We start from the raw sequence: 26310 nt of genomic DNA, 5'->3' as shown, positions 1-26310 counted from the left end.
CTCGGTCTCCTCGGGGTCGGAGGGCGTTGTCAGTGGCGGGTGCTTCACTGGTGACCAGTCAGGAAAGTCCGGCCAGTCGCAGCAGGAGTGACTTCACGTCGGTGGCCGCGACGCGGTCGTCGACAGCTCGGGGGGTGGAGCAGATGAGGAGCGGACCTTCGTCGTCGCTCGCGGGGAGGCGACCGTGGCTGCCTCGAATAGGTGACGGGTCAAGGGGTACGACCGCCATCCGGTAGCGCAGGCCCAGCTTCTTGCGGGCGAGCGCCGTTGCCGCCTTGACCTTGACGTAGGGGTCGAGCGGATCCATGAACAACTCGACCGGGTCGTAGCCGGGTTTGCGGTGGATCTCGACGAGGCGCGCGAAGTCGGGCGCGTGGTCGTCGTCGAGCCAGTAGTAGTACGTGAACCAGGCGTCCGGCTCCGCGACGGCGACGAGCTCGCCCGCGCGCGGATGGTCGAGGTGATGGGTCTTCTTGCCCTCGTCGTCGAGGAGTTGCTCGATACCGGGGAGGTCTGCGAGGGCGGCCCGGGTCGCCTCCAGGTCTTCGGCTCGGCGTACGTAGACATGGGCGATCTGGTGGTCGGCGACCGCGAAGGCGCGGGAAGCCATCGGGTCCAGGTACTCCATGCCGTCCTGGGTGTGCACTTCGAGCAGTCCGGCTCGGCGCAGGGCGCGGTTGATGTCGACGGGCCGGTCCGCGCGCGTGATCCCGTACTCGGACAGGGCGACGACGGTACGGCCCTCCGCGCGGGCGTCGTCCAGGAGCGGGGCCATGGCCCGGTCCAGGTCGGCGGCCGCCTTCAGGGAGCGTGGATCGTCGGGGCCGAAGCGCTGCAAGTCGTAGTCGAGGTGAGGGAGGTAGCAGAGGGTCAGGTCGGGGTGGCGGGTGGCCATGATGTGGCGGGTCGCGTCGATGATCCACTGGCTGGAGACCAGGTCGGCGCCGGGTCCCCAGAAGTGGAAGAGGGGGAAGGTGCCGAGTTTCTCGGTGAGTTCGTCGTGCAGGGCCGGGGGCCGGGTGTAGCAGTCGGGTTCCTTGCGGCCGTCGGAGTAGTAGATCGGCCGGGGGGTGACGGTGATGTCGGTGTCGGCGCCCATGGCGTACCACCAGCAGATGTTGGCGACGGTGTAGCCGGGGTGGGCGCGGCGGGCGGCGTCCCAGAGCTTGTCGCCGGTGACCAGCCCGTTGTGCTGTCGCCACAGGAGTACGTCGCCGAGGTCGCGGAAGTACCAGCCGTTGCCCACGATGCCGTGCTCGGCGGGGTGGGTGCCGGTGAGGAAGGTGGACTGGGCGGCGCAGGTGACGGCGGGCAGGACGGTGCCGAGGGCGGCGTGGGAGCCCGCCTGGGCGAGCCGTTTGAGGTGGGGCATGTGGTCGAGGAGGCGAGGGGTGAGGCCTACGACGTCCAGGACGAGGAGCGGCGTGGGAGCCGGGTCGGTCCGATCGGTGCTCCGGGTGCTCATGGCAGCTCCTTCAAGCCGAGCCCGGTCAACAGGTCGCGGGCGAGGGTGAGTTCGGCGGCGATGCCGTCGGCGAGCTGGGTGCGGGCGCGGGGGCGCAGCTCGGGCGGAAGGGCCTGCCAGGTATAGGTCTCGACCTCCAGGTGGCGGGTGAGCGGGTGCGGGCCGCCCACGAGTCGCGTCAGCGTGTCCTTCAGGACGGGGAGGGTGGAGGTGAGGGGTGCGGCGGGGGCCGCGTGCAGGGGGACGTGGAAGTGGGCGCGCCAGGGTGCGCCGTCGGGGAGCGCCTCGCCGGCGAGGGCTTCGCCGAGGTCGTCGGTGCCGCGCAGGCCGGCGGCGGTGGCCGTGCGGGTCTGGTGCAGGAAGCGGGGTTCGTCGAAGGCGGCGAGGGCGGAGCGGACCTCGGGGAGATGGGGGTGCTCGGCGTGCAGGGCGGCCGACAGCTGGGATTTGACGATGGTGACGCCGGCCGCGGTGAGGGCGTCGACGGCGGTGTGCGGGTCCTCGAAGGAGGTGGCGAGATGGCAGGTGTCGACGCAGATGCCGATGCGGGGGTGGGCGATCGCGGTGAGCGGGGCGAGCGCGTCACGGGTGGTCTCGATGACGCAGCCGGGTTCGGGTTCCAGGCCGACGCGCAGGGAGCGGCCGGTCAGCTCCTGGAGCGCGTCGAGGCGTTCGGCGAGGGTGCGCAGGGCCTTCTCGGTGCGGCCCGCGTCGTGGGAGGTGCGCCAGGCGAGCGGCAGGGTGGAGATGCTGCCCTCGGTGACGTCGTCGGGGAGGAGTCCGGCCAGGACCCGGGCGAGGGCGGTGGTGTGCTCCAGGCGTTCGGGGTCGGCCCAGTCCGGTTTGTAGACGCGGTACTTGACCTCCCCGGCGCCGAACCCTTCGTACGGGAAGCCGTTGAGGGTGACGACCTCCAGGCCGCGCCGGTCGAGTTCGGCGCGCAGGGTGCGCAGGGCGGCCGGGTCGGCGTCGAGGGTGCGGGCGGCGTCCGCGGCCAGCCACAGTCCGATGCCGAGCCGGTCGCGGCCGAGGCGGCGGCGGACGGGTTCGCAGTGGTCGCGGAGCTGGGTGAGGACGCCGTCGAGGGTCTCGGCGGGGTGGACGTTGGTGCAGTAGGCGAGATGGACGGTGGAGCCGTCGGGGTGGCGGAAGCGCATGCCCTACTCGCCCCCACGCAGGATGGAGTTGCCCTCGTGGGTGGCGCCGGTGGCCGAGGTGCCCTCGGGGTCGAGGGCGAGGCGGCCGCTGATCCCGTAGAAGGCGACGGGGTTGCGCCACAGCACCAGGTCGACGTCGTCCTCGGTGAAGCCGTTGGCGAGCATGGCGTCGCCGACCCGGCGGGTCTTGAGCGGATCGCTTCTGCCCCAGTCGGCGGCGGAGTTCACGAGCACCTTCTCGGAGCCGTACTGCCGGAGGATCGCGACCATCCGTTCCTCGTCCATCTTGGTGTCGGGATAGACGGAGAACCCGAGCCAGCCGCCGCTGTCCTTGGCCTCTTTGACGGTGGTCTCGTTGAGGTGGTCGAGAAGGACGTGCTCCGGGGGCAGTGCCGACTCCCGGACGACGTCGAGGGTGCGGCGCAGACCGGCGAGCTTGTCGCGGTGCGGGGTGTGGACGAGGGCGGGCAGTGCGTGGTCGGCGGCGAGCTGGAGCTGGGCGGCGAGGACGGTGTCCTCGGCGGGGGTCATGGAGTCGTAGCCGATCTCGCCGACGGCGACGACCTGGTCCTTGACGAGATACCGGGGCAGTTCGTCGAGGACGGGCACGCAGCGCGGGTCGTTGGCCTCCTTGGGGTTGAGGGCGAGCGTGCAGTGGTGGGCGATGCCGTACTGGGCGGCGCGGAAGGGCTCCCAGCCGAGGAGGGCGTCGAAGTAGTCGAGGAAGGAGGCGGGCGAGGTGCGGGGCTGACCGAGCCAGAAGGACGGTTCGACGACGGCGCGGACGCCTGCGGCGTGCATGGCCTCGTAGTCGTCGGTGGTGCGGGAGGTCATGTGGATGTGGGGGTCGAAGATGCGCATCAGGACTCCTCGCCGTCGGTGCCGCGCGGGCCAGGGGCGGTGGCCGGTGCGGGTGGGGTGGCCGGTGCCGGTGCGGGTGCGGTGGCCGGTGCGGGTGGGGTGGCCGTGGGGTCGGTCAGGGTCAGCACCCGGTGCAGGTCCGCGGGCACGGAACGGCCCGCGGCGGTGCGTTCGGCGGCGTAGTCGCCGAGCATGCGGGCGAGTTCGGCGTCGGCGTGGGCGCGCCGGTCCAGTTCGGCCACCGCCGCGACGGGCACGCCGGTGAACAGGCATTTCAGTACGGCGTGCCGCCACTGGTGGGGGTCGAGGTGCCGGGCCGCGTACGGGCCGACGGCGGCGGCGACGAGCCGGGTATCGTTGGTGCGCAGCGCGTCCTCGACGAGCGGGAGCGCGTCCGGGCCCGGCACGAGGTGGGGCAGGGCGTGCAGGACGGCGCGGCGTTCGGCGGCCGTGCCCTGCTGGTAGACGCGGGTGAGGGCGGCGGCGTCGGCGCGGGCCGCGTGCAGGATCAGGACGCGGGCGGCGTCGGCGTGCTCGGCACCGCAGCGCCGCCCCGCCTCGGCCAGCCGCAACTCCCACACGGAGATGGGGCCGTGCGTGCCGGGATGGGTGCCGGCCTCGTCGAGGGCCTGGTCGAGCCAGGCACGGGCGGCTCCGGTGAGGTGGGAGTCAAGGCGGCTGTGGAGGTCGGCGGGGTGGACGCGGGCGAGGTCGTCGCTGTCGACGGCGTCCACAGAGCTGGCGTTGTCGACAGAGCTGGCGTTGTCGACGCCGTCCACGGGACGGACGCTGTCGGTGGCGTCCACGGGGCTGTCGGTGGCGGCCACGGGGCTGTCGCTGTTGGCGGTGCCCGCGGGGTTCATGGGGCTGATGCGGCTCATGGGGTGCTCCCTTCTGGGGTGGCGGAGGGATCGCCGGGACGTGGTACGGGATCGGAGGAGGTGGTGGGGGCGGCTGCCGTGTGGAGGAACGGGAGGGACTGCTCGGCGTAGTGGGGGCCGGCGTGGGAGTGCCGGGGCAGTTCGACGACGGTGAGTCCCCGGTAGCCGGTGTCGGCCAGGGCGGCGAGGACGGGCGGGAAGTCGATCTCCCCGTCTCCGAAGGGGAGGTGTTCGTGGACGCCCCTGCGCATGTCCTCGATCTGGACGTGTCGCAGCCAGGGGGCGGCGGCGCGTACGCAGGCCTCGGGAGGGAGGAGTTCGAGGCACTGGCAGTGGCCGATGTCTAGGGTCAGGCCCAGCGGCTCCGGGTCGTCGAGCAGCCGGCGGAGCCGGTGGAAGTCGGCGAGGGTGGCGAGGAGATGGCCGGGTTCGGGTTCGATCGCGAGCGGCACGCCGGCGGCGGTCGCGGCGTCCAGGACCGGGGTCAGCGCCTCGGCGAGCCGCTTCCACGCCAGGTCGGTGTCGGTGCCGGCCGGGGTGATCCCGCTGAAGCAGTGCACGGCGTGGGCGCCCAGGTCGGCGGCGACCTGGACGGCGCGGACGAGGAGGTCGACGCGGCGGGCGCGGTCCTCGGGGTCCGCGTCCAGGAGGGACGGGCCATGCTTGCGGCGCGGGTCGAGGACGTAACGGGCCCCGGTCTCCACGGTGACGCCCAGCCCGAGTGCCCCGAGTCGCCGGGCGACGCTTCGGGTGCGGGCGGCCAGGTCGGGGGCGAGCGGGTCCAGGTGCATGTGGTCGAGGGTCAGACCGACGCCGTCGTAGCCGAGGTCGGCGAGCAGGCCGAGGGCGTCGTCGAGACGGAGGTCGGTGAGGCCGTTGGTGCCGTAGCCGAAACGGAGGGGGGTACGGGGCCGGTGGGCGCCGGGGACGGTGCGGGTCATGTGACGCTCACTTTTCTCGCGAACTTCCTGCCGAGCGGGGCGAGTGCGGCGACGAGCAGGGCACCGGTCCGGGCTCCGGAGCGGGCGGCGAGAGCGGCCTGGAGGGGAATGGTGGCGCGGATGCCGCTGCCGACGGCGCGTTGGGTGAGTGGAGGGGAGGGATTGAGGGCGGCGTGGAAGTAGGGGCGGACGACGGTGGCGGCGTAGGCGGCGGAGAGGGTGGTGCGGAGGGCGGCGGTGGAGATACGTAGGGCGGTGGCCGGGGTTGCGGTGGCCTGGGTGGCCGGCAAGCCGCGGGTGGTGGCCGAGGTGGCGGGCAAGCCGCGGGTGGTGGCAGGGGTGCCGCGCAGGAGTGGGGGGTCGGCCGGGACCGTGCGCAGGCCACGCAGGATGCCCGGGGCCGCGCGCGAGGCAGCGGCGCCGACCGGAGTTTCGGGCGGGCGACGGCGGGCGGCCTGAGCGGTGGCCGGTGTGGTGAGGGGGCTCAGGTCACTCAGGTCGGAGTCGATCGGGCCCGAGGCCGTGGTGCCCGGCAGGCCGAAGGCGGCTGCTGTTCCTCGGCCTGCCGGGAGACGCGGGGCGATCAGGTGGGTCAGCAGGGCCGTTGCGGCCAGGGCGGCCAGCGGCGGCAGGGGGGAGCCGTTCCGGGTCTCCTGGCGGGAGACGGTGGTCACCGCGAGGGTGTGGGTGCCGAGCAGGGCGGCGGAGGGGATGGCCTCACGGGCGCGGCCGGTCGTGGCCGCGGCCCCCAGGAGCAGGTCGAGGCCACGGGCCGCGGCCATGGCGAGGGGGCCCGCGGGGGTGTGCTTCAGGGCGAGGTCGTAGGCCCACACCGTGGTGGCCAGGGGTGCGGCCACCGCGAGGGCGGGGCGGCCGGCGCGGGCGGCGAGGCTCAGTCCGGCCGCCGTGAGGGCGCAGGCGGCCGTCAGTGCCTCGGCCGGTCGGACACGGCCGGACGGGATCGGCCGGTGGGGGCGCTCGGCCGCGTCCTCCGTCCGGTCCGCCCAGTCGTTGAGGGCCATGCCGGCCTCGTAAAGGCAGAGGGAGGAGCCGATGGCCAGCAGAGTGCGGGAGTTGACGCGGGCGGAGGTGGCCGCAGCACCGGCCAGGACGTCGCCGGGGACGGTGAACAGGGCGGGCAGCCGCAGGAGTTCGGCCCAGGCACGGGCACGGGCACGGGCACGGGCCGGCCGTCGGGAACCCACAGCACGCCCCGGCTTCACTGCGCCTCTCCCAGGAGCCCGGCTCGGCCCGGCTCGCAGACGCCGACACGGGATGGGGAAACGGGCGCGGACATGGGCAGCCTCCTTGTCGTACGCGTCACCGATGAACTCCCCGACGGGAAGACGTGTCGGGAAGGCGGGAAGGTGGGAAGACGGTGGGCGGGGGTCCGGCGTCCCCCGCCCACCGCCGCTCAGTCGCCCTGTGAGGTCGAGGCCTTCACGGGCAGCTCCTTGATCCGGACGTTCCGGAAGGACACCTGGTCGTCGGCGCCGTGGTTCTGGATGCCGATGTGTCCGTCACGCAGGCTCCGGGCCGGGTCGGTGTTGGTGAAATCGTTGATCTTCACGCCGTTGAGCCAGACGCGGAGTCGTTCGCCCTCCACGCGGATCTCGTACGTGTTCCACTCCCCCGGCGGGTTGAGCGCGCGGTCACGCTTCTTGAGGTCGGCGGAGCGGAAGCCGTAGACGGAGCCCGTGGTCTTCTCGGGCATGTCGGTGGCGTCGATCTGGATCTCGTAGCCGTTGTTCACGGCGGACCACGGGTCGTCCGAGGGCGGGAAGCCCACGAACACACCGGAGTTGTCGTCGCCGGCCATCTTCCAGTCGAGCTTCAGGGAGTACGAGGTGAAGCCCGACGCGGCGTACCAGAGCATGCCCATCCCGCCCGACGACGTGAGCGTGCCGTCGTCGGAGAGGGTGAAGGAGCCCGGACCCGCCTGCTGCCAGCCATCCAGAGATGTGCCGTCGAACAGCGGCCGGTAGCCGTTCTCCGGGCGGCAGTCGGCCTGGGCGTCGCCGATCGCGTAGCGGATGCCGCCCGCGAGGTGCCGGCGGAACAGCGGGTCCGCGTACGACTCCTTGGTGTGGCCGCCGCCGGTGTAGAAGGCGCGTCCGCCTTGGTAGTTCTGGCACCAGGCGATCGGATGGTCGCCGTTCATGGTGCCGCCGGTGTACGAGGACTCGTCGAGGGAGGCGAGGACGTGGGCCTTCTCCCGGGGGTTGGAGCGGTAGTTGTACCACTCGTCGGTCCGGTTCCAGGTCCGTGCCAGGCCCGAGGTGGCGGGGTGGGCGCTGTCCTCGACGGTGACCGTGGCGGGCTGGATCGCCGGGTGCGACTGGAAGTAGGCGCCGGCGAGCCCGCCGTAGAACGCCCAGTCGTACTCGGTGTCGGCGGCGGCGTGGATGCCGACGTAGCCGCCGCCGTGCCGGATGTAGCCCTCGAAGGCGGTCTGTTGGGCGGCGTCGAGGACGTCGCCGGTGGTGGACAGGAAGACGACCGCGTCGTAGCGGCGCAGGTTGCGGGAGGTGAAGGCGGCGGCGTCCTCGGTGGCGTCGACGGTGAAACCGTTGCTCTCGCCGAGCTGCCGCACGGCCGCTATGCCTTCGGGGATGGAGTCGTGCCGGAAGCCGGCTGTCTTGGAGAAGACCAGGACTCGCTTGCCGTCGTCGCCGCCCTGTGAGGCGGCCGGGCCGGAAACACAGCCCAGGAGCACCGCGGCTCCCGCAACTGCGGTCGCTGTACGTGTGGTTGCGCGCATCGTGTGTTCCTCCTCTCAGCCGGTGGTGAAGGTGAAGTCGTCCACGTCGAACAGGGCGCCGTTTCCGGTGCTGCCCTTGAAGACGAGGTAGAGCGAGGTCGTTCCGCGGGGCGCGCGGGACAGGTCGGCGGTGACGTCCTGGAAGTTCTCCCAGCCGCCGGTCACGGGCACGGTCGCCGTGCCGAGCAGGGTGCCGGTCGAGGACCCCGCACGGACTTCGAGCGTGCCGCCCGCGCCGCCGGACGAGATGCGTGCCGTGACGGACTTGGCGTTGCTCAGCACGTACGGCGTGAACGCGATCCAGTCGCCGTTGTCGATGTCGCCGACGGTGTTGCCGCCGTGCGCCGCGGACTTGGCGATCACCGAGATGCCGCTGCTGGTGCCGAAGTGCTCGGCCTGGCGGTGCCGGGGCTGAAGCACGCTCTGGTCGTGGGTGGTGAGGGCGGTCTGGCCGCCGCCTCCGCCGTCGGTGTACTCGGCGTCCATCACGCCGAAGATGTTGGCGTCCTCGTCATGGCCGCCGTCGGCGCTGGTCTGGATGGTGCCGGTGCAGCCGTTGGCGGAGGTGACCGGGTGGCCGTGGCTGTCGTGGCCGAGGACGAAGGTGACCGTGACCTTGGAGCAGTCGATGGCCGTGTCCTCCGGGTCGGTGACCCTCACCTTGAACGGGATGGCGTCGCCGAAGCTGAACAGCTGCCCGTCGCGCGGGAGTTCAAGGGTGACCTTGGGCGCGGTGTTGCCGACGACGACCTGCACGCTCGCGCTGCCGGTGCGCCCGGAGGCGTCCTTGGCGGTGAGGGTCGCGGTGTAGGTGCCGTTCTTCGTGTACTTGTGGGTCGGGTTCGCCGCCGTGGACGTGCCGCCGTCGCCGAAGTCCCAGCTGTACGTGAGGGCGTCGCCGTCCTGGTCGGAGGTGCCCGCGGAGGAGAACTGCACCTTCAACGGCGCCTGCCCCGAGGTGCGGTTCGCGGCGGCCCGGGCGACGGGCGAGTGGCCGTCGGTGGCGTTCTCGATGCGGTACAGGGCGGAGTTCTCGTCGCCGCCGAACCAGGAGACGCCGTAGTCGAGGACGTACAGCGCGCCGTCGGGGCCGAAGGCCATGTCCATCACCTGGGTGCCGGTCCACGGCACGTCGTTGATCGACTGGACGGTGCCGGAGGCGTCGCTGGTGATGCGCTTGATCCAGCGGCGGCCGAACTCCCCGGCGAAGAAGTCGCCGTCGTAGGCCTCGGGGAACTTCACGGGCGAGTCGAGGGAGGCGTCGTAGTGGTAGACCGGGCCGCCCATCGGGGACTCGGAGCCGGTGCCGAACTCCGGTACGGAGCCGCCGTCGTAGGGGATCCAGGCGGCCTGCGCCGGGGGAAGGTCGGTGAGGCCGGTGTTGTGCGGGGAGGTGTTCTTCGGGGCGGCGCAGTCGAAGGACGCACCGGAGGTGCCGGTGGCGAAGTCGTAGTCGACGTAGGCATCGTTGTCGCCGGTGCAGTACGGCCAGCCGAAGTTGCCGGGGCCGGTGACGCGCGCGAACTCGACCTGTCCCGCAGGTCCGCGGGCCGGGTCGGCGGCGCCCGCGTCGGGACCGTAGTCGCCGACGTAGAGGATGCCGGTCGCCTTGTCGACGCTGAAGCGGAAGGGGTTGCGGAAGCCCATGGCGTAGATCTCGGGCCGGGTCTTCTCCGTGCCGGGGGCGAAGAGGTTGCCCTCGGGGACGGTGTAGGAGCCGTCGGCGGCGACCTTGATGCGCAGGATCTTGCCGCGCAGGTCGTTGGTGTTGCCGGCCGAACGCTGGGCGTCGAAGCCGGGGTTGCGGCCGGCGCGCTCGTCGATCGGGGTGAAGCCGTCGGACTGGAACGGGTTGGTGTCGTCGCCCGTCGACAGGTACAGGTTGCCGGCCGCGTCGAAGTCGATGTCGCCGCCGACGTGGCAGCACAGGCCGCGGGTGGCGGGGACGTCGAGGACCTTCTTCTCGCTGGCCTTGTCGAGGGTGCCGTCGGCGTTCAGCGTGAACCGGGAGAGCCGGTTGACGCCGTCGAAGGGGGCGAAGTCGGCGGCGGTGCCGGTCTCGGGGGCGTCGCCCGCGGGGGTGTTCAACGGGGGTGCGTAGTAGAGGTAGATGGCCCGGTTGGTGGTGAAGTCCGGGTCCACGCCGACGCCTTGGAGGCCTTCCTCGTCGTGGGAGTAGACGTCGAGCTTGCCGATCAGGCGCGTGGTACCCGCAGCGTCCGTCATCCGCAGCTCACCGTCGCGCGAGGTGTGCAGGACCGAGCGGTTCGGGAGGACGGCGAGCGACATGGGCTCGCCGACCTCCGGTTCCCCCTTGGCGAGGGTGACCTGCTGGAAGTCCTCGGCGGCCACCGAGGACGGCGCGGGCTCGGCGACGGCTGCGCCGGCCTGCGGGGCGGTGAGCGTGAGGGACGCGCCCGTCAGCAGGGCGCCGCCGAGGAACGCCACCGCCCTGCGAAAGGTGAGGCGTCCTCTGTGGGTCTCGGGTCTGTCGGATCTTGTGGTGCGGGGTTTCCCGTGCACGAAATGCCTCCAGAACGGGGCCGGTTGTACGGGCGGGTGCGGGTGCGCCGGGATGCGCCGTCATCCCGGAGAGCGTGGACGGAGAGTCAGTTGCCGAAGGCAGCGTCGAAGGAGGTGGTCGGGGCCTCGAAGTCGTACGCCTTGAGGCTGCGCAGCGCTTCGGGGGCGCCCTGGAGGCGGTCCATGCCTGCGTCCTCCCACTCCACCGAGATCGGCCCGCCGTAGCCGATCGAGCGCAGCATCCGGAAGACGTCCTCCCAGGGCACGTCGCCGTGTCCGGCGGAGACGAAGTCCCAGCCCCGGCGCGGATCACCCCACGGCAGATGCGAGCCCAGCCGGCCGTTGCGGCCGTCCAGGCGCTTGCGGGCCTCCTTGCAGTCCACGTGGTAGATCCGGTCGCGGAAGTCGTACAGGAAGCCGACCGGGTCCAGGTCCTGCCACACGAAGTGCGAGGGATCGAAGTTCAGCCCGAACGCCGGCCGGTGATCGACCGCCTCCAGGGCGCGCTGAGTGGTCCAGTAGTCGTAGGCGATCTCGCTGGGATGCACCTCGTGGGCGAAGCGCACGCCCTCGGCGTCGAAGACGTCCAGGATCGGGTTCCAGCGGGCCGCGAAGTCCTCGTAGCCGCGCTCGATCATCGCCTCCGGCGCGGGCGGGAACATCGCCACCAGATGCCAGATCGCCGAGCCGGTGAACCCGATCACCGTGTCCACCCCGAACGCGGCCGCGGCCCGCGCGGTGTCCGCGATCCGGGCCGCCGCCCGCTGCCGCACCCCCTCCGCGTCCCCGTCACCCCAGATCTCACCCGGCAGGATCGCCTGATGCCGCTCGTCGATGATGGCGTCACAGACCGCCTGCCCGACCAGGTGGTTGGAGATCGCCCAGCACTTCAGGCCGTACTTTTCCAGGAGTTGGTGGCGCGACTTCACATAGCCGGGGTCGGCGAGCGCCTTGTCGACCTCGAAGTGATCGCCCCAGCAGGCGAGTTCGAGACCGTCGTAGCCGAAGTCCCGGGCCAGTCGGCAGACCTCCTCCAGGGGGAGGTCCGCCCACTGACCGGTGAAGAGCGTGAACTGGCGCGGCATAGGGGAAAACCCTCCTCAGACGGCGATGGGCGTGTAGACGGAGTTCTTCTGCGCGCTCTCCTCCACGGCGGCGAGCACCCGCTGCACCTGGAGCCCGTCCGCGAAGGACGGGTCGGGGCGGCGGCCCTCGGCGACGGCGTGGACGAGGTCGCGGGCCTGATGGACGAAGCTGTGCTCGTAGCCGAGGCCGTGGCCCGGCGGCCACCAGCCCTCCAGATAGGGGTGGTCGGGCTCGGTGACGAGGATGCGGCGGAAGCCGGCGTGCGTGCCGGGTTCGGTGCCGTCGTGGTACGAGAGCTCGTTGAGGCGTTCCAGGTCGAACGCCAACGCGCCTTTGTCACCGTTGAGTTCGATGCGCAGGGCGTTCTTGCGGCCGGTGGCGTAGCGGGTGGCCTCGAAGGTGGCGAGGGCACCGGAGGCGAAGCGAGCGGTGAACAGGGCGGCGTCGTCGACGGTGACCGGGGCGGTTCCGCCGGCCGACACGGCCGACAGGCCCTTCACTCCGCCGGCCGGCAGGGGCCGTTCGTGCACGAAGGTCTCCGTCATCGCGGACACCCCGGCCAGCCGCTCCCCCGCCAGGTACTGGGCGAGGTCGATGATGTGGGCGCCGAGGTCGCCGAGCGCGCCGGAGCCGGCGTACTCCTTGCGCAGCCGCCAGGTGAGCGGGAACCCCGGGTCCACGAGCCAGTCCTGGAGGTACGCCACCCGCACGTGCCGCAGCTTTCCGACACGGCCCTCGGCGATCATGTTCCGGGCGAGCGCGGTGGCGGGCACCCGGCGGTAGTTGAAGCCGACCATCGCCAACTGACCGCGTGCGAAGGCCTCTTCGGCCGCCCGCGTCATCTTCTCGGCCTCCTCGACGGAGTTCGCCAGGGGCTTCTCGCACAGCACGTGCTTGCCCGCGGCGAGGGCGGCGACAGCGATGTCGGCGTGGCTGTCGCCGGGGGTGCAGATGTCGACGAGGTCGACGTCGTCGCGGGCGATCAGCGCACGCCAGTCGGTCTCGGCCGCCGCCCAGCCGTGTTTGTCGGCCGCCGCCCGCACGGCGTCCGGGTCGCGCCCGCAGATCGCGGACAGGACCGGCTGCCGGGGCAGGTCGAAGACGCGACCCGCGGTGCGCCAGCCCTGGGAGTGGGCGGCGCCCATGAAGGCGTAGCCGACCATGCCCACGCGGAGCGGCGGCTTGTCGGCGCCTTCTCCTTCTGACTGCTGCGGCTGTGCCATGCGCAATGTCCTCCTCGTCGTCGTGGCGCGGTGGGGGGTGCGGTCCGCCCGGCGGAGTCGTCTGGGGCCGGTCCGGCGGATCATGCCGTGGCCGCGGACGCGGGGTTCGGCACGCCGATCCGCCGGACAGGCCCCGGTCCGCCGGGCGGAGCGGCTCACTTGAAGCCGGTGGACATGTACTGGTCGACGTTGGTCTTGTCGACGACGGCCGAGTAGAGCGTGATCGACGCCGGGATCTCGAACTCGGCGAGGCCGCCGACACCCTTGCTCTGACCGAGGGCACGGGCGAGGTCGATCGCGGAGGCGGCCATGGTCGGCGGGTACAGGACGGTCGCCTTCAGGACGCCGTCGTCCTTCTTGATGGCCTGGAAGGCGGACAGGGCGCCCGCGCCGCCGACCATCAGGAAGTCGTCGCGCCCGGCCTGTTCGATGGCCCGCAGGGCGCCCACGCCCTGGTCGTCGTCGTGGTTCCAGAGGGCGTCGAAGTTCGACTGGGCCTGGAGGAGCTGGGCCATCTTGGCCTGCCCGGACTCCACCGTGAACTCGGCGGCCTGGCGTGCCACCTTCTTGACGTTCGGGTAGTTCTTCAGGGCGTCGTCGAAGCCCTTGGTGCGCTGCTGGGTGAGCTCCAGGTTGTCCAGCCCGGCCAGCTCGATCACCCGGGCGTCCGACTTCCCCTTGAGCTTCTCGCCGATGTAGTTCCCGGCGTTGAGGCCCATGCCGTAGTTGTCGCCGCCGATCCAGCAGCGGTAGGCCTGCGGGGAGTTGAAGATGCGGTCGAGGTTGATGACGGGTATCCCGGCGCGCATCGCCTTCAGGCCGACCTGGGTGAGGGCCTTGCCGTCGGCGGGCAGGATCACCAGGACGTCGACCTTCTTGTTGATGAGGGTCTCGATCTGGCCGATCTGTGCGGCGGTGTCGTTGGAGCCCTCGGTGATCTCCAGCGTCACGTCGGAGTACTTCTTCGCCCGGTTCTTGGCGTTGTCGTTGATGGCGTTGAGCCAGCCGTGGTCGGCCTGCGGGCCGGCGAAGCCGATGGTGACGGCCTTGCCGGGCTTGTCGTCGGCGGCCGGCTGGTCGTTCGCGGCCGGTTCGTCGTCGGAGTCGTTACTCGTGCAACCTGCGAGGACGGCACCCGCGGATACGGCGGCGGCCCCGAAGAGCAGTCCTCTGCGTGTGGGGAGCTGTGTCATGGCGGTGAACCCTTTCCTCAGGTCGTGCTTGCGGTACGGCGCTGGACCAGCACGGCGGCGACGATGATCGCGCCCTTGGCGATCTGCTGGACGTCGCTCTGAAGGTTGTTCAGGGCGAAGATGTTGGTGATCGTGGTGAAGATCAGGACCCCGAGCACGGAGCCGGTGATGGTGCCGCGGCCGCCGCTGAGCAGCGTGCCGCCGATGATCGCGGCGGCGATCGCGTCGAGCTCGTAGAGGTTGCCGTTGGTGTTCTGGCCGGAGCCGGACAGGATGATCAGCAGGAAGGCGGCGATGCCGCAGCACAGCCCGGACAGCAGGTAGAGGTAGAGGCGCTGGCGGCGGACGTCGATGCCGGCCAGGCGGGCCGCCTCCGCGTTGCCGCCGACGGCGACCGTGCGGCGGCCGAAGGTGGTGCGGTTGAGGACCAGCCAGCCGATGACGGTGACGACGGCGAAGACCATGACGAGCGGCGGGATGCCCAGCACGTACGCGTCGCGCAGCCCGAGGTCGAGGACGGAGTCGACGGTGACGATCTGGGTCTTGCCGTCGGTGATCTGGAGGGCGAGGCCGCGCGCCGAGGCGAGCATGGCGAGGGTGGCGATGAACGGGACCATCCCGCCGTACGCGATGAGCAGTCCGTTGACCAGGCCGCAGCCGAGGCCGACGAGCACGGCGGTGAGGAGGATGCCGCCGAAGCCGTACTCCTGGGTGGCGACCGTGGTGGCCCACACGGAGGCGAGGGCGACGATCGCGCCGACGGACAGGTCGATGCCGCCCGACATGATCACGAAGGTCATGCCGACGGTGACGACACCGATCACGGAGGCCTGGGTGAGGACGAGTTGGAGGTTGCGGGTGTCGAGGAACTCGTCCGGCTTGGTGATGCCGCCGACCAGGATCAGCGCGGCGAGCACCCCGAGGAGGGACAGGGTACGGACGTCGGCGTGGGCGAACAGGCCGCGCCAGACGGGGGGTTGACCGGCCGACGGCACCTTGCCGGTGTCGTCCCGGGGTGGGGAGGCATGCTGCGTCATGACGCCGGACTTCCTTCCATGACGAGGTCGAGTACGCGGTGTTCGTCGAGCTCGCGGGCGGGGGCGGTGTGGACGACGCGGCCCTCGCGCAGCACCAGGACACGGTCGGCGAGGCCGAGCACCTCGGGGACCTCGCTGGAGACCAGCAGCACGGCCAGACCCTCGTCGGCGAGGCGGCGGATCACCGCGTACAGCTCGGCGCGGGCGCCGACGTCAACGCCCCGGGTCGGCTCGTCGAGCAGCAGGACCTTGCAACCGCGCAGCAGCCAGCGGGCCAGCACGGCCTTCTGCTGGTTGCCGCCGGACAGGGTGCGCACCGGCACGGCGGGGTTGTCGGGCCGCAGCGACAGTTCCCGGGTGGCGGCCCGGGCCGCGCCCCGCTCGGCGCTCCGGTCGAGCCAACCGCCGCGCGAGAAGCGGGACATGGAGGAGACCGAGACGTTGCGGGTGACGGACTCCAGCATCAGCAGGGCCTGCGCCTTGCGTTCCTCGGGGGCGAGCCCGAGTCCGGCGCGGACGGCGGCGCGCACACTGCCGGTCTTCAACGGCCGTCCGTCGATGCTCACTTGCCCGGCCGAGGGCTTCCGCGCCCCGTAGATCGTCTCCAGGATCTCGGACCGCCCCGAGCCGACCAGTCCGGCGAGGCCGACGATCTCCCCGGGGTGCACGGTGAGGTCGAGCGGCTCGAACTCGCCCTCCCGGGCGAGCCCGCGCACCTCCAGGACCGGTGTGCCCTCGGGAGCGGCGGTGGGCCGGTCCGGGAAGACGTACTCGACGTTGCGGCCCGTCATCAGCGCCACGACCTCGCTGGTCGGCGTCGTCTTCGCGGGCAGTCCGCCGGCGACGGCGCGGCCGTCCTTCAGTACGGTCACCCGGTCGCCGATGCGCCGGATCTCCTCCAGCCGGTGGGAGATGTAGACGACGGCGACGCCGTCCGCGGTGAGGTCGCCGACGATGCGGAAGAGGTTGTCGACCTCGTCCGGGTCGAGGGCGGCGGACGGCTCGTCCATGACGATGAGCCGTACGTCGTGGGAGAGGGCCCGCGCCATGGAGACGATCTGCTGCTGGGCCGCCGACAACTCGCCGACCAGGCGCCCCGGATCGATCTCCGCGTGCCCGAGCCGCTTCAGCAGCTGGGCCGTCGAGGCCCGCGCGCTCCTCCTTCGTACGACGAAGCCGGCGGCCGTCGGTTCATGGCCGAGGTGGACGTTCTCGGCGACGGACAGATGCTCCACCAGGTCGAGTTCCTGGTAGATGGTGGCGATGCCGAGGCGCATGGCGGCGATGGGCGAGCGCAGGGTGACCGGCTCGCCGCGCCAGCTGATCACGCCGTCGTCGGGCTGGTGGGCACCGGCCAGCACCTTGATGAGGGTGGACTTCCCGGCTCCGTTCTGACCGAGGAGGCAGTGCACTTCACCGGCCTGGACGTCGAGGTCGACGCCGTCGAGGGCGCGGACTCCGGGGAAGGACTTGGTGATGCCGGACATGGTGAGCAGCGGAGGTTCTGGTGCCATGCGGGTTCCCCTTGGCGGGCGTGCGGGCCGGTTTCAGGGCAGGGCGAAGCAGCGGGTGCGGGGGCAGGGCGAAGCAGCGAGTCGTACGGGAGTGACGCGTGACGAGGTGGGTGGTGACCCGTGACGAGGTGGGTAGTGGCGCGTGACGAGGTGGGTTACGCGGGTGAGAACAGGTGGTCGCTGATCAGCCGGGCCGCGCCGATGACTCCGGCGGTGGGGCCCAACTCCCCCAGAACGATGGGCAGGTTGCCGGTCGCGAGCGGCAGTGACTGGCGGTAGACCTGGGTGCGGATCGCGGCCAGCAGGGTGTGGCCGAGGCCGGTCACGCCGCCGCCGATCACCACCAGGCCGGGGTTGAAGAAGCTGACCAGGCCGGCGATGACCTGGCCGGTGTGGTTGCCGCCCTCGCGGATCAGGTCGAGGGCGGTGGCGTCACCGGCGGCCGCCGCGGCGGCCACGTCGATGGCGGTGAGGGTGCCGTTGGCCTCCAGCCGGCCGGCGAGTTCCGCCGACAGCCCCTGTTGGGCCGCCTCCACGGCGTCCCGGGCGAGGGCCGCCCCGCTGAAGTGGGCTTCCAGGCAGCCCCGGTTGCCGCAGGCGCAGGGCCGTCCGTCCGGGACGGCCTGGATGTGCCCGATGTCCCCGGCGCTGCCGGTGACACCCCGATGGACACCCCCGCCGACCACGATGCCGCAGCCGATACCGGTACCGATCTTCACGCACAGGAAATCACCCACGGAACGGGCGACACCCGCGTGCTGCTCCCCCATCGCCATCAGGTTCACGTCGTTGTCGACCATCACCGGACAGCCCAGCTCCTGACTGAGCGCCTCCCGCACCGGGAAACCGTCCCAGCCCGGCATGATCGGCGGCGCGACCGGCACACCCTCCGGGAAGCGGACCGGCCCCGGCACACCGATACCGGCACCGTCGAAACCCTCCGCCAGCCCGGTCGCCTTCAACTTCGCCGCCATGGACAGGACTTGCTCGAAGACCGCGACCGGGCCCTCACGGACGTCCATGGGCTGGTTGAGATGGCCGAGGATCTCCAGCTCCGCGTTGGTGACGGCGACATCGACCGAGGTCGCACCGATGTCGACACCGAGGAACCGCAGCCCCGGGTTGAGCCGGATGTTGTGCGACCGGCGGCCACCGCGCGAGGCGGCCAGCCCGTCGGCCACGACCAGGCCCGTCTCCAGCAGCCGGTCCACCTCCACGGCCAGCTTGGACCGCGACAGGTCGACCTGATCGCCCAGCTGCGCCCGGGAGTTGGGACCCCCGTCGCGCAGCAGCTTGAGCAGCCGGGCCTGATGCGTGTTGGCGGGACGTGCCGTCATACGTCTCACATGCCCCTCCCCGCCTCGACCGGCCGACTGCCGTCGTGCTTTCGAGGGGAACGTAGCAGCGGCTGCCGTACCTGGGAAGAAGCTGTGCACGAATTGATGTCGACTTCTTCCACTCACAGGACAAAGGCACACCCCCCGCCCCCACCAGCGCCGCTCGGCGGAGCGCCCCCCATACGATCTGATCAACGTCGATACAGGGGGACCACATGCATGCCACCACGGAGGAACCGGACCGGGAACCGGACCGCAGGGTCACGACGCTCGAGCTGTTCTTCGACCTCGTCTTCGTCTTCACCCTCACCCAGCTCACCGTGCTGCTCGCCGGTGACCTGTCCTTCGCCACGGCCGGACGCGTCGCGCTCATCTTCCTCGTGCTGTTCTGGATGTACGGCGCCTACGCGTACCTCACCAACCAGGTCCCGCCGGACCGCCCGGCACGGCGGCTGGGGCTCATGCTCGGCATGGGCGGGTTCATGGTCTGCGCGCTGGCGATCCCCCGCGTCTTCGACGACACCGGCGTGGTCTTCGGGCTCGGCTTCCTGCTGGTGGTCGTCGTGCACACCGCGCTCTACACCCGCAGCCACGGGCGGGACTCGATCTGGTACGGCGTCCCGAACGGGCTCGCCGGCGTCTCGGTGACGGTCGCGGGCCTGCTGGACGGCCTGGCCGCGGACGGGCTGTGGGTTCTCGCGCTGGCCCTGCAATTCGTGACGCCGTACATCGCCGAGCGCGGTCCCGGCCGGGCGGACGGCCGCACTCCCGAGGCGCTGCGCGCCCAGCTCGGCAGTCTGAACCCCGCGCACTTCGTGGAGCGGCACGGGCTGCTGCTCATCGTCGCGTTCGGCGAGTCCGTCATCGCGATCGGCATCGGCATCGGCGATCTGCCGCTCACCGCGGGCCTGTTCGGCGGGGCGTTCCTGGCACTCGCGCTGGCGACCGCGCTGTGGTGGACGTACTTCGTCCGGGACGAGGAACGGGCCGAGGAGGTGTTCCGCGCCACGCCCGCGGCGGCCCGTTTCCGGCTGGCGATGAACGCGTACTACTACGCCTTCCTGCCGATGCTGCTCGGCATCGCCTTCCTCGCGGCGGGCGTGAAGAAGACCCTCGGCCACCTCACCGAACACCTCCACACCGGCCCGGCGTTGGCCCTCGCGGGCGGCGTCGCCCTCTTCCTCGCCGGCGACGTGGCCTTCCGCGCGACCCTGCGCCTGCACCCCGTCCGCTTCCGCGCGACGGCCGCGCCGGTGGCCCTGACGGCGGCCCTGCTGGGCGTGCGCACCTCGGCGGTGGTCGAACTCCTCGCCCTGGTGGCGGTGTTGGTGACGATGCTGGCGGTGGAGGCGCGATGGGGCGAGAAGGGCCGGGAGGTGGCGCGGGTTGGGGTGAGGGCCGTAGCAACCCCGGAATGAGGCCTCAGTACTCGGCGCGGGTATGGACCGGAGCCCCGCCCCGCCCGGAGCCCCGCCCCAACCCCCGTCGGATACCTACGACTTGGCGCGGGCGTGATACGAGCGGCGGGTGTGCTCCGTGTGTTCGCGCATCAGGCGGGTCGCCAGCGCCTCGTCCCGCGCCTCGATCGCGGCGATCAGGTCGCGGTGCTCGATCCAGGACTGCTGTCCGCGCTGCCGCGCCACCGGCGTGTAGTACCAGCGGACCCGCCGGTCGACCTGGGCGGCCAGCTCCGCGAGGACCGCGTTGCCCGCCAGCCGCATGACCGTGGCGTGGAAACGGGCGTTGAGGACGACGGCCGCGTCCACGTCGTCCGCGGCGACGGCCGCCAGGCCCTCCGTCAGGATGTCCCGCAGGGCCGCGACACCGGCACTGTCCGCGTTCACCGCGGCGAGCCGGGCCGCCTCGGCCTCCAACAGCGTGCGTACGGTGAGGAGTTGGTCAGCCTCTTCCTCGGTGGGCTCGTGCACGAACGCGCCCTGCGCCGGGCGCAGATCGACCCATCCTTCGGTGTTGAGCCGTTGCAGCGCCTCGCGCACCGGCTGGCGCGAGACGCCCAGGTGCCCGGCGAGCTCGCTCTCCACCAGGTGCTGGCCGGGCTGGAGAGCGCGGGTGGTGATGAGTTCGAGGAGCGCCTCGTAGACACGGTCGCGCAGCGGGCCGGGACGTTCGAGCTTGGGTACCGCACCCTGTGGCAGGCCAGTCGTCGACAACATCGGTCCGTCCCTCCGGGCAGCGCGGGCACTTGCAGCCGAAAGCCAGTATGAATTGGCTTTCGTCTACAGTCTACGGCGCATCCCGCCCTATCACGGATTTCCCCGCCCCCGGCTCCCTGTCACGGCTCCCGTCACGGGCACCGCACGACCTGCCCCGCGTACGACAGGTTCCCGCCGAACCCGAACAGCAGCACCGGGTCCCCCGAGGACAGCGCCCCCTGCTCGACCAGCTTGGAGAAGGCGAGCGGAATGCTGGCGGCCGACGTGTTGCCGGACTCGGCCACATCGCGGGCCACGACCGCGTTGACGGCGCCGATCTTCTGGGCGAGAGGCTCGATGATCCGCAGATTGGCCTGGTGCAGCACGACCCCGGCGAGGTCCTCGGGCGCGAGCCCCGCCTTCTCGCAGGCCCTGCGGGCGATCGGCGGCAGCTGGGTGGTCGCCCACCGGTACACGCTCTGCCCCTCCTGGGCGAACCGCGCGGGCTGCCCCTCGATGCGCACCGCGTGCCCCATCTCGGGCACCGACCCCCACAGCACCGGCCCGATACCGGCCTCCTCGCCCGGCGGGCACGCCTCGACGACCGCGGCCCCCGCCCCGTCCCCGACGAGGACACAGGTCGTGCGGTCGGTCCAGTCGGTGACCTCGGACATCTTGTCGGCACCGATGACGAGCGCCCGCGTCGCCGCCCCGGCCCGCACGGTGTGATCGGCGGTGGCAAGCGCATGGGTGAAACCCGCGCACACCACGTTGACGTCCATCGCGGCCGGCGAGGGGATGCCGAGCCGGGCGGCGACCCGGGCGGCCATGTTCGGGGACCGGTCGACGGCCGTCGACGTGGCCACCAGGACCAGGTCGATGTCACCGGGCACCAGCCCGGCGGCGGCGAGCGCCTTGGCGGCGGCGTGCGCGGCCAGCTCGTCGACGGGCTCGTCGGGCCCGGCGATGTGCCGCGTACGGATGCCCACCCGGCTCCTGATCCACTCGTCACTGGTGTCCACCATGCCCGCCAGGTCCTCGTTGGTGAGCACCTTGGCGGGCTGATAGTGACCGACGGCGGCGATACGCGAGCCGTTCATGGGGGGTCCCCCTCGTTAGCCTTGGGTAGCGGGATCGGGGCCTACCCGATGGACCACGCGGGAGACGCGGGGTCGGCACGCCCATCTGCCGCGTTGTCGTCGGTCGCCGACGCTCCGCGTCGACTCCCTCCTCCGCCTTGCAGCTGCACGCACCAGACCCCGCTCACCTGTGCCGACAAGGCGCCGCTGCTTTCCTCCCACGTGGTCCACCGGGCAGGCCCCAACCAGTCTGGTGAGTGACTCACGGGTACGGCGTCAGGTAAGGCGACAGGAATCGGGCGCCCGGGTTGTCGGCTTCCGTCAGCCCCTCGGACGCCCGAACACCTACCGAACAGTCACCCGGTGAACAGCTGCGTCGCCTTCTGTACGAGCTCGTACACCCCGTAGGCGAGCGGGGCCCCCACCCACAGCCAGGCGAAGGCGATCAGCGGCCGCCGGTCAGGCGGACTCTGCGGACTGCTGTCGTTCTGCGACATCGGCGGCCTCCCTCGGTGCGGGGATGTGGTGACGGGAGTGGACGGGCCGGACCAGCTCGTTGGCGACGAACCCGACCGCCAGCAGCCCGATCATGATGAACAGGGACAGGGTGTAGAGGGAGGAACCGCTCTTGCCGGCCTCCTCCTGCCGGTCGGCGATCCAGTTCACGATCAGCGGCCCGAGCACGCCGGCCGTGGACCAGGCGGTGAGCAGCCGCCCGTGGACGGCGCCGACCTGATACGTCCCGAAGAGGTCCTTGAGATAGGCCGGGATCGTGGCGAAGCCACCGCCGTAGAAGGAGAGGATCACCAGGGCGCAGAGCACGAACAGCGGCTTGGACGAGTCGCCGACCAGCGCGATGAGCAGGTACATCAGCGCGCCCGCGCCCAGGTAGAGGCGGTAGATGTTCTTGCGGCCGATCAGGTCCGACGTGGACGACCAGCCGATCCGGCCCGCCATGTTGGCCGCCGACAGCAGCGCGACGAAACCGGCCGCGGCGGACGCTGACACCGTTGTCGAACTGTCCTTGAAGAAGTCCGTGATCATCGGAGCGGCCTTCTCCAGGATGCCGATGCCCGCGGTCACGTTCATGCAGAGCACGACCCACAGACACCAGAACTGCGGGGTGCGCACGGCACTGCGCGCCGAGACCTGCGGCCCGGAGAGGACACTCGGCGCCCCCTCCACCGGCTTCTCGGTACGCGGTACCCGGACGAGCAGCACGCCGAGCGTCATGAAGACGGCGTACGACAGCCCGTGCACGAGGAACGCCAGCGCGATCCCGGAGCTGTCGGAGCCGAACGACTCCAGCATCTGCGCCGACCAGGGCGAGGCGATCAGCGCGCCGCCGCCGAAGCCCATGATGGCGATGCCGGTGGCCATGCCGGGCCGATCGGGGAACCACTTGATCAGGGTGGAGACGGGCGAGATGTAGCCGATGCCGAGGCCGATACCGCCGACGAAGCCGTAGCCGAAGACGATCAGCCAGTACTGCTCGGTGGCCGCGCCCAGCGCGGAGAGCAGGAACCCGGACGAGAAGCAGACGAGCGCGACGGTCATCGCCCAGCGCGGCCCGTTGCGCTCCACGAGCGTGCCGCCGAAGGCGGCGGACAGGCCGAGCATGACGATGCCGAGCTGGAAGGGCAGGGCGCTCTGGGTGCCGCTCAGACCGAGCGCGGACTCCAGAGGCGGCTTGAACACGGACCAGGCGTAGGCCTGGCCGATGGAGAGGTGGACCGAGAGGGCGGCGGGGGGAACGAGCCAGCGGCTCCAGCCGGCCGGTGCGACAGGGGGACTCATGATCCCGGACAGTAGGGAGATGGACGGGAGTTGAGAAGGCGGCACGTCGACCGTATGCGATGAGCGGTATGCGGGGCGCGCCGAACGGTCGGCCCACCCGGTTTCCGGGCGCGGTCGACAGCGGCCGGCTGCCGCACGGACCCTTGCCGCTCCGAGTTACATACTGTAGACAATATGTCGTCGACATACTTCGACGGTTCCGCGGTACACCCTCGACCGAACGGAGCTCGCCCAGCATGAAAGTCGCAGTCCTCGGCGCCGGAGCCATCGGCGCCTACGTCGGCGCCGCCCTGCACCGCGCAGGCGCCGACGTGCATCTGATAGCCCGTGGACCGCACCTCGCGGCCATGAGGCGACACGGCGTCCAAGTCCTCTCTCCCCGCGGTGACTTCACCGCCAGGGCACACGCCACCGACGACCCGGCGGAGATCGGCCCGGTCGACTATGTGTTCCTGGGGCTGAAGGCCACTTCGTACGCGGCGTGCGGGCCGCTCATCAAGCCTCTCCTCCACGACACCACCGCCGTGATCGCCGCCCAGAACGGCATCCCCTGGTGGTACTTCCATCAGCACGGCGGACCCCACGACGGCCGCCGGCTGGAGAGCGTCGATCCCGGCGGGGCGGTCAGTGCGGTCCTCTCCCCGGAGCGGGCCATCGGCTGCGTCGTCTATGCGGCCACCGAGCTCGAAGCCCCGGGGGTGGTCCGCCACCTGGAAGGCACCCGCTTCTCCATCGGCGAACCCGACCGCAGCATCTCTCCTCGCTGCAAGGACTTCAGCCAGGCCATGCAGGCCGGCCGGCTGAAATGCCCCGTCGAACCCGACCTCCGCAACGACATCTGGCTCAAACTGCTGGGCAACATCTCCTTCAACCCCATCAGCGCCCTCGCCCGCGCCACCATGCGGCAGATGTGCCACCACCACGGCACCCGCCACGTCATCCAGCAGATGATGGAAGAGACACTGGCCGTCGCCGCAGCCCTCGACTGCCACCCCGACATCACCATCGAACGCCGCCTCGCCGGCGCCGAAAAGGTCGGCGACCACCGCACCAGCACCCTCCAGGACCTCGAAGCCGGCAAACCCCTCGAACTCGACGTCCTCCTCACCGCCGTCCTCGAACTCGCCGCCCTCACCCACACCCCCGCGCCCACCCTCACCACCATCCACGCCCTCAGCGACCTCCTGGCCCACCAGACCGCCGCGTGAACGAATGCCGGACATGGGGGGATGAACCGGCACAGACCACCACGAACACGGTGTGCGGCCACTGCGGAGGGGGCTGCCGGCCGACCCGGCACGTGCAGGACAATGAGATCGTGAAGGTCACTTCCCCGCACGACGGCCCGGTGACCCGCGGCCCTCTCCGCATCAAGGGCCGCTTCGGCCACCAGTACATACAGAACCGGGACTGATCAGCCATGGGACGAGTCACGGAACGACGCAAGGTGATCCGCATCCGCGACGGGGCGGTCTCCACCCGGCCCGACACGCTCGTCGCCGAGGAGCCACTGGAGATCCGGCTCAACGGCAAACCCCTCGCGATCACCATGCGCACCCCCGGCGACGACTTCGCGCTGGCCGCGGGGTTCCTCGTCAGCGAGGGGGTCCTGGCCGAGCAGGGCGACCTCCAGAACATCGTGTACTGCGCGGGCGCCACGGTCGACGGCTCCAACACCTACAACGTGGTCGACGTACGGACCACGCCGGGCGTCAAGATCCCGGACATCACCCTCGAACGGAACGTGTACACGACCTCGTCCTGCGGGCTGTGCGGCAAGGCGAGCCTGGACGCGGTGCGGACCACGGCACGCTGGCCCATCTCCGACACTCCCCCGGTCCGGGTCGACCCCGAGCTGCTCGCGAGCCTCCCCGACCGGTTGCGCGCGGCACAGCGGGTGTTCGACCGGACCGGGGGCCTGCACGCCGCCGCGCTGTTCGGCGGGGACGGGGAGCTGCTGGACATCCGGGAAGACGTCGGGCGGCACAACGCGGTCGACAAGCTGGTGGGGCGGGCGTTGCAGAGCGGCGCCCTGCCGTTGTCGCAGGCGATCCTGCTGGTGTCCGGCCGGGCCTCCTTCGAGCTGGCGCAGAAGGCCGTGATGGCGGGCATCCCGGTGCTGGCGGCGGTCTCCGCCCCGTCCTCGCTGGCCGTGGACCTGGCCGCGGAGACCGGGCTGACGCTGGTGGGGTTCCTGCGGGGCCGGTCCATGAACGTGTACGCGGGTGAGGAGCGCATCGCCCTCCAGGCCGCGCCCGCCCAGGGGTGAACCCGGCGTTCACGCCGCCCCGGAGGTGACCGGGACGTTCAGGACGCCGTGAAGTGGACCTCCGCCGAGTGCACCACCGTGCCGAGGCGGGGGAAGTCCAGCCGTACCGACGCGTCGTGCTCCGCCGCCGTGAGCGCGGCCATCGCGTCCTCGACGAAGACCAGGTCGTAGCCGAGGTCGCCGGCGGCCCGGGCCGTGGACTCCACGCCCAGGTTGGTGGCGATGCCGCCGAACACCAGGGTGGTGACACCCCGTTCGCGCAGCCGCTCGTCAAGGCCGGTGCCCTGGAAGCCGCCGATGGTGCGCTTCACGACCTCGATGTCGCCGTCCCCGGCCAGGCCGGCCACCAGCGCGCTGCCGGGCGGCTGTTCGGGGACGCCGGGGCGCTCGACGCGGACGAGGACGACATGGGCGCCCGCCGAACGGAAGGAGGTCGCCAACTCCTGGGCGGTGCCGAGGACTTCGGTGCCCTTGCGGGGCTCCAGGGGCAGCGCGACGATCCGGTCCATCAGATCGACGAGGACGAGGGCGCTGCGCGCGGGGTCGAGCGCGAGGGGTGCGGTCATGACGGAACGTTATCTGCCGTCAGCCCTCCGTACCGGAAATCCGGATCAACAGGCCCATGAAATGGTCGCGTTCGGCCGGTGACAGCGAGGCCAGCAGTTCGTCGTTGGCCTTCCGGGCGGCCTTCTCGCAGCGCTTCAGCAGCCGCGCGCCCGCGTCGGTGAGCGAGACCGCGTTCTTGCGGCGGTCGCGCGGATCGAGGGCGCGGACGACGAGTCCCTCGGCCTGGAGGTCGTTGAGAACGCCCACCAGGTCCTTGGGGTCGAGTCCGACGGTACGGCCGATGTCGGCCTGGGCCACGGGGGCGAGATCGCGGACGGCGGAGAGCACGACGTGGTGCCACATCTTGATCCCCTCGGCGGCCAGCTCGTCGGCGACCAGGGCCCGCCCCCGGGCGGCGGCCCGGCCGAGCAGCCAGCTGGGGAGGGAGCGGATCTCGGCGAGGGGGGCTTCGGACATGGGCGCAGCC

Annotated in this window: 23 protein-coding genes and 1 pseudogene; 4 read left to right on the top strand and 20 right to left on the bottom strand. The window is 71.4% G+C overall.

The window, feature by feature from the left end; all coding sequences use genetic code 11:
* Positions 1 to 58: 58 nt before the first annotated feature.
* From EJC51_RS38430 to EJC51_RS38365, 14 genes are all read right to left on the bottom strand, one after another.
* Positions 59 to 1465 carry an alkaline phosphatase family protein gene (locus tag EJC51_RS38430; RefSeq protein WP_126275283.1) on the bottom strand — a complete coding sequence of 469 codons (1407 nt, stop codon included), beginning with the start codon at positions 1463 to 1465 and terminating at the stop codon, positions 59 to 61.
* Positions 1462 to 2622 (bottom strand): metabolite traffic protein EboE, encoded by a 1161-nt coding sequence (gene eboE / locus EJC51_RS38425; RefSeq protein ID WP_126275282.1) that lies wholly within the window; start codon positions 2620 to 2622, stop codon positions 1462 to 1464. Before eboE ends, EJC51_RS38430 begins: the two co-directional genes overlap by 4 nt.
* A 3-nt stretch (positions 2623 to 2625) precedes the next feature.
* Positions 2626 to 3483, bottom strand: coding sequence for a TatD family hydrolase (locus tag EJC51_RS38420; protein WP_126275281.1), 858 nt, complete (start codon positions 3481 to 3483; stop codon positions 2626 to 2628).
* Complete coding sequence (locus EJC51_RS38415; protein ID WP_244363040.1) at positions 3483 to 4364, bottom strand: EboA domain-containing protein; 882 nt, start codon at positions 4362 to 4364, stop codon at positions 3483 to 3485. The genes EJC51_RS38420 and EJC51_RS38415 overlap by 1 nt, the downstream gene beginning before the upstream one ends.
* On the bottom strand, positions 4361 to 5305 hold the full coding sequence (locus EJC51_RS38410; RefSeq protein WP_126275280.1) for a sugar phosphate isomerase/epimerase family protein: 945 nt from the start codon (positions 5303 to 5305) through the stop codon (positions 4361 to 4363). The genes EJC51_RS38415 and EJC51_RS38410 overlap by 4 nt, the downstream gene beginning before the upstream one ends.
* Entirely contained in the window at positions 5302 to 6510 is a 1209-nt protein-coding gene (locus EJC51_RS38405; RefSeq protein ID WP_208870769.1) for an SCO3242 family prenyltransferase, read from the bottom strand. The genes EJC51_RS38410 and EJC51_RS38405 overlap by 4 nt, the downstream gene beginning before the upstream one ends.
* Positions 6511 to 6719: 209 nt before the next feature.
* Positions 6720 to 8066 carry a ThuA domain-containing protein gene (locus EJC51_RS38400; protein ID WP_126275278.1) on the bottom strand — a complete coding sequence of 449 codons (1347 nt, stop codon included), beginning with the start codon at positions 8064 to 8066 and terminating at the stop codon, positions 6720 to 6722.
* Between the two features lie 15 nt (positions 8067 to 8081).
* Entirely contained in the window at positions 8082 to 10589 is a 2508-nt protein-coding gene (locus EJC51_RS38395; RefSeq protein WP_126275277.1) for a PQQ-dependent sugar dehydrogenase, read from the bottom strand.
* Between the two features lie 86 nt (positions 10590 to 10675).
* Positions 10676 to 11674, bottom strand: coding sequence for a sugar phosphate isomerase/epimerase family protein (locus EJC51_RS38390; RefSeq protein ID WP_126275276.1), 999 nt, complete (start codon positions 11672 to 11674; stop codon positions 10676 to 10678).
* A gap of 15 nt (positions 11675 to 11689) precedes the next feature.
* Complete coding sequence (locus EJC51_RS38385; protein WP_126275275.1) at positions 11690 to 12898, bottom strand: Gfo/Idh/MocA family protein; 1209 nt, start codon at positions 12896 to 12898, stop codon at positions 11690 to 11692.
* A gap of 155 nt (positions 12899 to 13053) precedes the next feature.
* Positions 13054 to 14091, bottom strand: coding sequence for a substrate-binding domain-containing protein (locus tag EJC51_RS38380; RefSeq protein WP_126275274.1), 1038 nt, complete (start codon positions 14089 to 14091; stop codon positions 13054 to 13056).
* 17 nt (positions 14092 to 14108) lie between these two features.
* Positions 14109 to 15128: an ABC transporter permease gene (locus tag EJC51_RS38375; RefSeq protein ID WP_079309428.1), complete on the bottom strand. Its 1020-nt coding sequence runs from the start codon at positions 15126 to 15128 to the stop codon at positions 14109 to 14111.
* The gene (locus tag EJC51_RS38370; RefSeq protein WP_126275273.1) at positions 15125 to 16642 is read right to left on the bottom strand and encodes a sugar ABC transporter ATP-binding protein; all 1518 of its coding nucleotides are present in this window, start codon (positions 16640 to 16642) and stop codon (positions 15125 to 15127) included. Before EJC51_RS38370 ends, EJC51_RS38375 begins: the two co-directional genes overlap by 4 nt.
* Positions 16643 to 16797: 155 nt before the next feature.
* A complete protein-coding gene (locus EJC51_RS38365) occupies positions 16798 to 17979 on the bottom strand; it encodes an ROK family transcriptional regulator (protein WP_126275272.1) in 1182 nt (393 codons plus the stop codon).
* A gap of 215 nt (positions 17980 to 18194) precedes the next feature.
* On the opposite strand from EJC51_RS38365, the gene EJC51_RS38360 reads away from it, so the two are divergent.
* Positions 18195 to 19397, top strand: coding sequence for a low temperature requirement protein A (locus EJC51_RS38360; RefSeq protein ID WP_126275271.1), 1203 nt, complete (start codon positions 18195 to 18197; stop codon positions 19395 to 19397).
* A 75-nt stretch (positions 19398 to 19472) separates the two neighbouring features.
* On the opposite strand, the gene EJC51_RS38355 is transcribed toward EJC51_RS38360, so the two are convergent.
* The 4 genes from EJC51_RS38355 to EJC51_RS38345 all read right to left on the bottom strand — a co-directional run bounded on the left by EJC51_RS38355 (position 19473) and on the right by EJC51_RS38345 (position 23008).
* Positions 19473 to 20150 (bottom strand): GntR family transcriptional regulator, encoded by a 678-nt coding sequence (locus EJC51_RS38355; RefSeq protein WP_425276852.1) that lies wholly within the window; start codon positions 20148 to 20150, stop codon positions 19473 to 19475.
* A gap of 134 nt (positions 20151 to 20284) precedes the next feature.
* Positions 20285 to 21232 (bottom strand): beta-ketoacyl-ACP synthase III, encoded by a 948-nt coding sequence (locus EJC51_RS38350; RefSeq protein WP_126275269.1) that lies wholly within the window; start codon positions 21230 to 21232, stop codon positions 20285 to 20287.
* A gap of 335 nt (positions 21233 to 21567) precedes the next feature.
* Positions 21568 to 21708, bottom strand: coding sequence for an MFS transporter small subunit (locus tag EJC51_RS47960; protein WP_165951368.1), 141 nt, complete (start codon positions 21706 to 21708; stop codon positions 21568 to 21570).
* Entirely contained in the window at positions 21671 to 23008 is a 1338-nt protein-coding gene (locus tag EJC51_RS38345) for an OFA family MFS transporter (RefSeq protein ID WP_126275268.1), read from the bottom strand. The genes EJC51_RS47960 and EJC51_RS38345 overlap by 38 nt, the downstream gene beginning before the upstream one ends.
* Positions 23009 to 23244: 236 nt before the next feature.
* On the opposite strand from EJC51_RS38345, the gene EJC51_RS38340 reads away from it, so the two are divergent.
* From EJC51_RS38340 to fdhD, 3 genes and pseudogenes are all read left to right on the top strand, one after another.
* Complete coding sequence (locus EJC51_RS38340; RefSeq protein WP_126275267.1) at positions 23245 to 24216, top strand: 2-dehydropantoate 2-reductase; 972 nt, start codon at positions 23245 to 23247, stop codon at positions 24214 to 24216.
* Positions 24217 to 24236: 20 nt separating this feature from the next.
* A pseudogene (locus EJC51_RS38335) lies at positions 24237 to 24422 on the top strand (2Fe-2S iron-sulfur cluster-binding protein); the annotation flags it as partial.
* Between the two features lie 6 nt (positions 24423 to 24428).
* Positions 24429 to 25277 (top strand): formate dehydrogenase accessory sulfurtransferase FdhD, encoded by an 849-nt coding sequence (fdhD, locus tag EJC51_RS38330; protein ID WP_126275265.1) that lies wholly within the window; start codon positions 24429 to 24431, stop codon positions 25275 to 25277.
* A gap of 38 nt (positions 25278 to 25315) precedes the next feature.
* Here the strand turns inward: fdhD and EJC51_RS38325 are convergent, their stop codons facing one another.
* Both EJC51_RS38325 and EJC51_RS38320 read right to left on the bottom strand, forming a co-directional pair.
* The gene (locus EJC51_RS38325) at positions 25316 to 25843 is read right to left on the bottom strand and encodes an isochorismatase family protein (RefSeq protein WP_126275264.1); all 528 of its coding nucleotides are present in this window, start codon (positions 25841 to 25843) and stop codon (positions 25316 to 25318) included.
* A 19-nt stretch (positions 25844 to 25862) separates the two neighbouring features.
* Positions 25863 to 26300 (bottom strand): MarR family winged helix-turn-helix transcriptional regulator, encoded by a 438-nt coding sequence (locus EJC51_RS38320; RefSeq protein ID WP_126275263.1) that lies wholly within the window; start codon positions 26298 to 26300, stop codon positions 25863 to 25865.
* Positions 26301 to 26310: the final 10 nt, after the last annotated feature.

It is taken from the genome of Streptomyces aquilus (genome assembly GCF_003955715.1).
GTDB classification, from domain to species: domain Bacteria; phylum Actinomycetota; class Actinomycetes; order Streptomycetales; family Streptomycetaceae; genus Streptomyces; species Streptomyces aquilus.
This window is presented reverse-complemented; position numbering and strand designations above follow the sequence as displayed.